This window comes from Flavobacteriales bacterium (genome assembly GCA_013001705.1).
Taxonomy (GTDB): domain Bacteria; phylum Bacteroidota; class Bacteroidia; order Flavobacteriales_D; family JABDKJ01; genus JABDLZ01.
Genome location: JABDLZ010000227.1, coordinates 1 through 5276, shown reverse-complemented (window position 1 = coordinate 5276; position 5276 = coordinate 1). Strand labels below are relative to the sequence as shown.

5 protein-coding genes are annotated in these 5276 nt (G+C 50.6%); all 5 read right to left on the bottom strand.

The genetic code is table 11. From position 1 onward, the window contains the following. The coding region (locus tag HKN79_09135) for a hypothetical protein (GenBank protein NNC83730.1) at positions 1–950 on the bottom strand (950 nt) is incomplete at its 3' end. Positions 951–1003: 53 nt separating this feature from the next. Then, positions 1004–1750, bottom strand: coding sequence for a hypothetical protein (locus tag HKN79_09130; protein ID NNC83729.1), 747 nt, complete (start codon positions 1748–1750; stop codon positions 1004–1006). Positions 1751–1848: 98 nt separating this feature from the next. Then, the gene (locus HKN79_09125; GenBank protein NNC83728.1) at positions 1849–2715 is read right to left on the bottom strand and encodes a DUF2911 domain-containing protein; all 867 of its coding nucleotides are present in this window, start codon (positions 2713–2715) and stop codon (positions 1849–1851) included. Positions 2716–2782: 67 nt separating this feature from the next. Further along, a complete protein-coding gene (locus HKN79_09120; GenBank protein ID NNC83727.1) occupies positions 2783–4768 on the bottom strand; it encodes a hypothetical protein in 1986 nt (661 codons plus the stop codon). 81 nt (positions 4769–4849) lie between these two features. Then, positions 4850–5276: aminotransferase class V-fold PLP-dependent enzyme (locus tag HKN79_09115; GenBank protein ID NNC83726.1), on the bottom strand; the 427-nt coding region annotated here is incomplete at its 5' end.

Genomic DNA, 5276 nt, shown 5'->3' with positions numbered 1-5276 from the left:
CTATCGGTCAGTAGGGATCGCAAGTAATCCAAGTCAGGGTCGGTCTTCAGTGATGCTGCCGGCTCATAGCCTTGGACTATGGCCCGTATCAAAGGGTAGAAGGCCCTTCTCGCTGCTGGGTCTTCGGATAATGAGAGGGCCTTTGCCAGATGTACATAGTCCTCGGCTTGTACCGATCCATGACACCGTGTGGCCCGTTCGAGATGGTGGATCGCTTGCTTCCAATCCTGTGACTCCAAAGCCTTCATGCCTTCATCGCGATGACTTCGATAGGCATTGACGATCGAGTCTGATCGCAGTCGGGCTTCCTCTTCAGTCGGGATGGTATAGGTGAAACCCATGGAGACTGCATACTCCTCTACATGCCGTGTGATGCCCATGTCCTCTCTGCGCTCCTGTACCTGCGATTCTTGCGCAATGGGCTGGAAATGCCCTTCCCACAATCCATTATTGGAGGTGCTCTGGGTGGCATACAGTTGCTTCTCACCAAACGCGACTTGCACCCGGTCGTAGAGGTAGGCATAGTTCCTTGGATAGACCTGTTCTGCCTCAAGGGCTTCTTCCATCAATGCGAGGCACTCGGCCTGAAAGAAGGGGTCGCGATCGGCATGTTGCACCAGGACCCAGGCACTTCGGCTGGCCATAGGACCCACTTTTTCGAAGGTCGGCCAGCCGTACTCGGCCACGATCTCCTTCATGCGCTGGGTATGCGCTCTATCGGCTGCCAGTAGCTGCTTAGAGAGAGCCCTGTAGCGTTTAGACCCAGTCTTTCCCTTGCGGATCATACCTCCCCATTTGATACGGAGCTTTTGATCGGAATCCCGCATTTCGATCAGTTCTTCGGCCAATTCTGGATACAGGATCGGTTCAGATTCGGTCTGTCCAGAATCCTGTGCCTTGAGGTAGAATCCACTGCACAATGCAATGGTCAAGAACAGGACTCCTAGCATAGGAGAGGTGTTCGAGTGGGATTTACATGTCCCTATGCTTTGTCGTAATTCAGTCATACGCGTTCATTCAGCTCATTCGTGATGAACTCGTAAAGTGCGCGGATCATTTCCAGAGTAGAACCGGCCCGCATGTGCACGTAGTGATTCTCTACATCGATTCCCGAAACCCGTTTCAAGAACTGCTCATCATCGCGCATCGATCCATACAGCTTACTATCTATCCATGCATTGCTCTTGAGGTATCTATCTGGGTCTTTGGTAAAAGTCACATATCGGAGTAGTTCAGGTTCTACATGGAGCTCTACGTACTGTATGCGCTCGTTCTCATATCTTCTGTAGTAGGGATATTGTATCTCATAGAGTCTGGAAATGGCTCTACGTAAACTGTCGTTGGTGATCAATTCTATTCCTTTGGAGGAGAGCAGTTCATATCCACTGGTATTCGGATCGAAATGTGGTGTGATGCGTAGGTAATTGAGTGCATACCCGAATTGAGGCGTTGGGGCATCCGATTCTCTCAGAGTCTCTTTGATCTCGTTGCAGGCATTGGATATACTGTCCATGAGCACGATGTCTTCGCTCAGTCCTTGCATATCCGACTTTAAATCGCTCGAGATCTCTTTCAGGATCTTCAATTCGAGTTGGTTGTTCTTGGAAATGTCATGCCGGGTATCGATCTCCAATGCGATCAAAATCCCGATAACGACCAGTACGATCTCCCCGATAGCGTAGAGCAGATACTTGCTGAATCTATTCTCAGACAAGAGTCGCTGGCGTATCCTTCTGAAGAACTTGAACATAGAGGGTAGCTTGGCTTGGTCGGTTCAATATAGGCCATATCCCATGAAAAAAGCCCTTCCGTTTCCGAAAGGGCTTCTTGATTCTTCTTTAAGTCAAGTCACTTCTTGTACTTGCCTTCTTTGATCTCCTTGATCAAGGTCTCGTTATTGGCCACGTAACCGAAGTCTCCATCTTCATTGGCCTTGGCCATCTCCATGCTCTTCGTAGCGGTAGCAATCGCCTCCTTCTTCATGCCCAACTTGGCTTGGATCTTGGCTTTTTGGTGAACATACCAGAACGCTTCTGGACGCTTCTCTATGGCCATATCGATCCATGTGTGTGCCTGCTCGAGGTCCTTGTCATTGTCCAAATAGAAACGGGCAGCCTGATAGTAGGTGCCAGGACCTGGTCCATCCACCAGAACTTTCTGGATCTGGGCCTCTACTTCTTCTACAGCGTTGGTCTTGATCGGGAATTTGACCATGGTATTCTCCCACATGATCATCATGTCAGCACCATCGGAAGTGAATCCACCGAATTCGATGGTCAAAGTCTCCATCTGATCCTGCATGGGAGTGACATCTACCCTGAAACGACCGAGATCGTCTTTATCGGTATAGTCACCTACACCCCAGTGTGAGATGTTCTTGTGGATGACGATGGTCCAGGCTTCCGCTTCTGGAATGACATACATGGCGTATTTGCCCTTAGGCACTTCCAATCCACCGATGGTCACATCTGAACTGACGGTCAACTTGGTAGAGGCATTGGCACCGAGACGCCACATCTCTCCATAAGGTACCAGTCCACCGAAGATGGTACGTGATTTCATGCCGGGACGGCTATAGGTCACATCTACATCGGTCAGGCCTACCTTTTGTGAAATGGTGCACAAGGGGCTCGGTTGTGGGGTATCGATCTGCGCCAGTCCTTGTAGACCCCAGAGGAGGGTACAGGCCAGCATAAGGTTAGCTAGTGTCTTCATGATTTCTTTTGAATTATTCTGTGGGTGAAGGTATCGAATCTCCCGCGATCGGATAGTCGGAGCTGGATCAGCGGATGACCGTGATGCTTCCGATCTCTTCCCGACTTACCGAACTGTCGCCATCTTCTCCCCAAGCGTAGCGCAATCTATAGTGATAGATGCCGTCTTCCACATAGTAGCCACTGCCGCCATCAGCACCCCAGGTGTCACTGATATGCTCACTGCGGAAGATCACCGTTCCGAAACGATCATAGATCTCCAATTCGAATTGGCGCAAAGGACATGCCGTACGTGGCACAAATCGCTCATTGACGTCATCGCCATTGGGCGTGAAGGCGTTGGGCATATAGACCACGCACGGACAATCCGCATCGAGACTATTGGCATTTCGCAAGATCGTGAAGGGGATGGTAGCCTCGCACCCTCGGCCATCTTCGATGTAAACGATGTGCTCACCGGGAGAGAGCATGTCGAAGACCGGTACATTGCTCACTTCTCCCGAACCATCGATACTGTATATGAATGGTTCTTCTCCGCCATTGAGCCGGAACTGTATGCGTCCATTGTCGAAAAGGAAGCAATTCACCGCCTTGATCTCTTCCACCACGATTCCCAGGTCGTTCTCATCGTCCACGTTGACATAGATGGACCCGGTACAGCCAGTGCTGTTCTGCGCTTCGATCAAATGATTACCAGAGGGAATACTGTCGAATAGGCCGGAAGGCTGGAAAGGGCCTGCATTCATACTGAACTGGAAACCGCCACCGGAGCTGGTAGACACTTCCAATAACCCATCGTCTGCACCGCAGAAGGCAGGGGAGGTCTGCTCGATGTCCAATTGGGCCTGTTCTCGGGTCAGGGTCACTGTCTCGGTATACTCACAATCGGCTGCATCTCGGATGACGACCTCGTAGGTACCTTGGCTGAGTCCGGCAAATACATTCCCATTCTGAAAGAAGAGACCCCCATCTATGGAATACTCGAAAGGCGGATTTCCCTCGGTGGTGCTCATGGTGAGCACTCCGTCATTTCCATCGCAGCTCTCGTCCACTTCGGCCACACTACCGTCAAATCCTTGACAGGCCGACTCTTGGCAAGTGGTCACCGAATTATCGATGAGATTGTTCAGATTGGCGTTGACATAATCCTCCATGCGTTGTACTTGTCCCGCGGTGAACATGAACAGGCAGAGGTCATCACAGTACTCCATGTAGGTAGGCCAGAGCACGTTGTCGGTACAGTTGATGAAGGGTGTATTGGGACAGCCGAATGTGGAGTTGTCGGTCACAGGAGTATCTGCCACATCATCTGTGCTGGCGCAGCCACCTCCGCCCCAGGGGTGTTCCAGATTGAGATAGTGGCCTATCTCGTGGGTGATGGTACGTCCGAGATTGTACTGACCCATGATCGTATTACCACCACACTCTACCGATCCGAATGCATTGATATCGCAGGTGACTCCATCTCCATTGCCGGAACCACCGAGAGGAGAATATCCGAGTGGGCCGATATCCCGCACCCAGAAATTGAGATATCCGCTCCAGGCAGGGTCATTATCGCCTGCAGTCTCATTGATGGTAACTGCGTAATTGCCATCCGATAATCCGAATCCGGCCGGGTGATTCAGAGTGGCCAGGCAGAACTGAATGCAGCTCTCAGCGTTATTGATACCAGGGAAATATTGAGAAGCATCATCGGTCCAATTGCCGATATCTGCATTGGTCGCTGCGAAATCTGCATTCAATGTCTCCACTTGGGAAAGGGCCATATCGATGGCACAGGCCAGTGGAATGGCGGTCTCTTGGAAGTGTACGGCAACAGGAATGAGCAAAGGCTCAGCACATACGGGCATACGATCTCCGGAGCGATCCAGCTTGAATCTCTGAAAACGCTCTTGGCGGGCTTCCCATTCTTGGGCATAGTCGGGATCCTGCATCAATTGCTCCTGAAAGGAATCGGTACCGCAGCGCTCTGGATTCTGAGCATAGAATGAAGCGGTCGAAAGGAACAAGGCCAAGGTCAAGGGTAAAGTAAGGCGGCTTGAAATGATCATGGTCTAAATTTGGTCGAAATCCAGAGGATTTCATTCTACCTAAAGGACAAAATAAGACAATCGATGGTTATCCTGAGTTTCTCAAACGGATTCGATAATGGATGCCAATCGATCCATCTCCTCCAGAGTGTTGAAATAGTGTGGTGAGATTCGGATCGCCCAATCCACCTGTTTCTTATCGAAATCGATATAGGCATTGGACTTTCTTGTTACCGAATAGACCACATCATGACGGTCCAAATGGTCTTGCATTTCTTCCAGAGAACAGCCTTCTTTTCTGAGCGTGATGATATTGGCAACACGACTACCTTGGTCCAACACGTGCACCCCCTCAAGGGAGGATAGGTTGGAGAGCAGCCGCTCTCTGATAGTCGTATTATAGGCTTCTATCTCTTTCATGCCTACATCCAGAGCATAATCGATGGCCGCGATCATTCCGAGTTTAAGGGCATCGGATTTCTCCCAGAGTTCGAATCTACGGGCACTGTCCTTGACCTTGAACTCCATG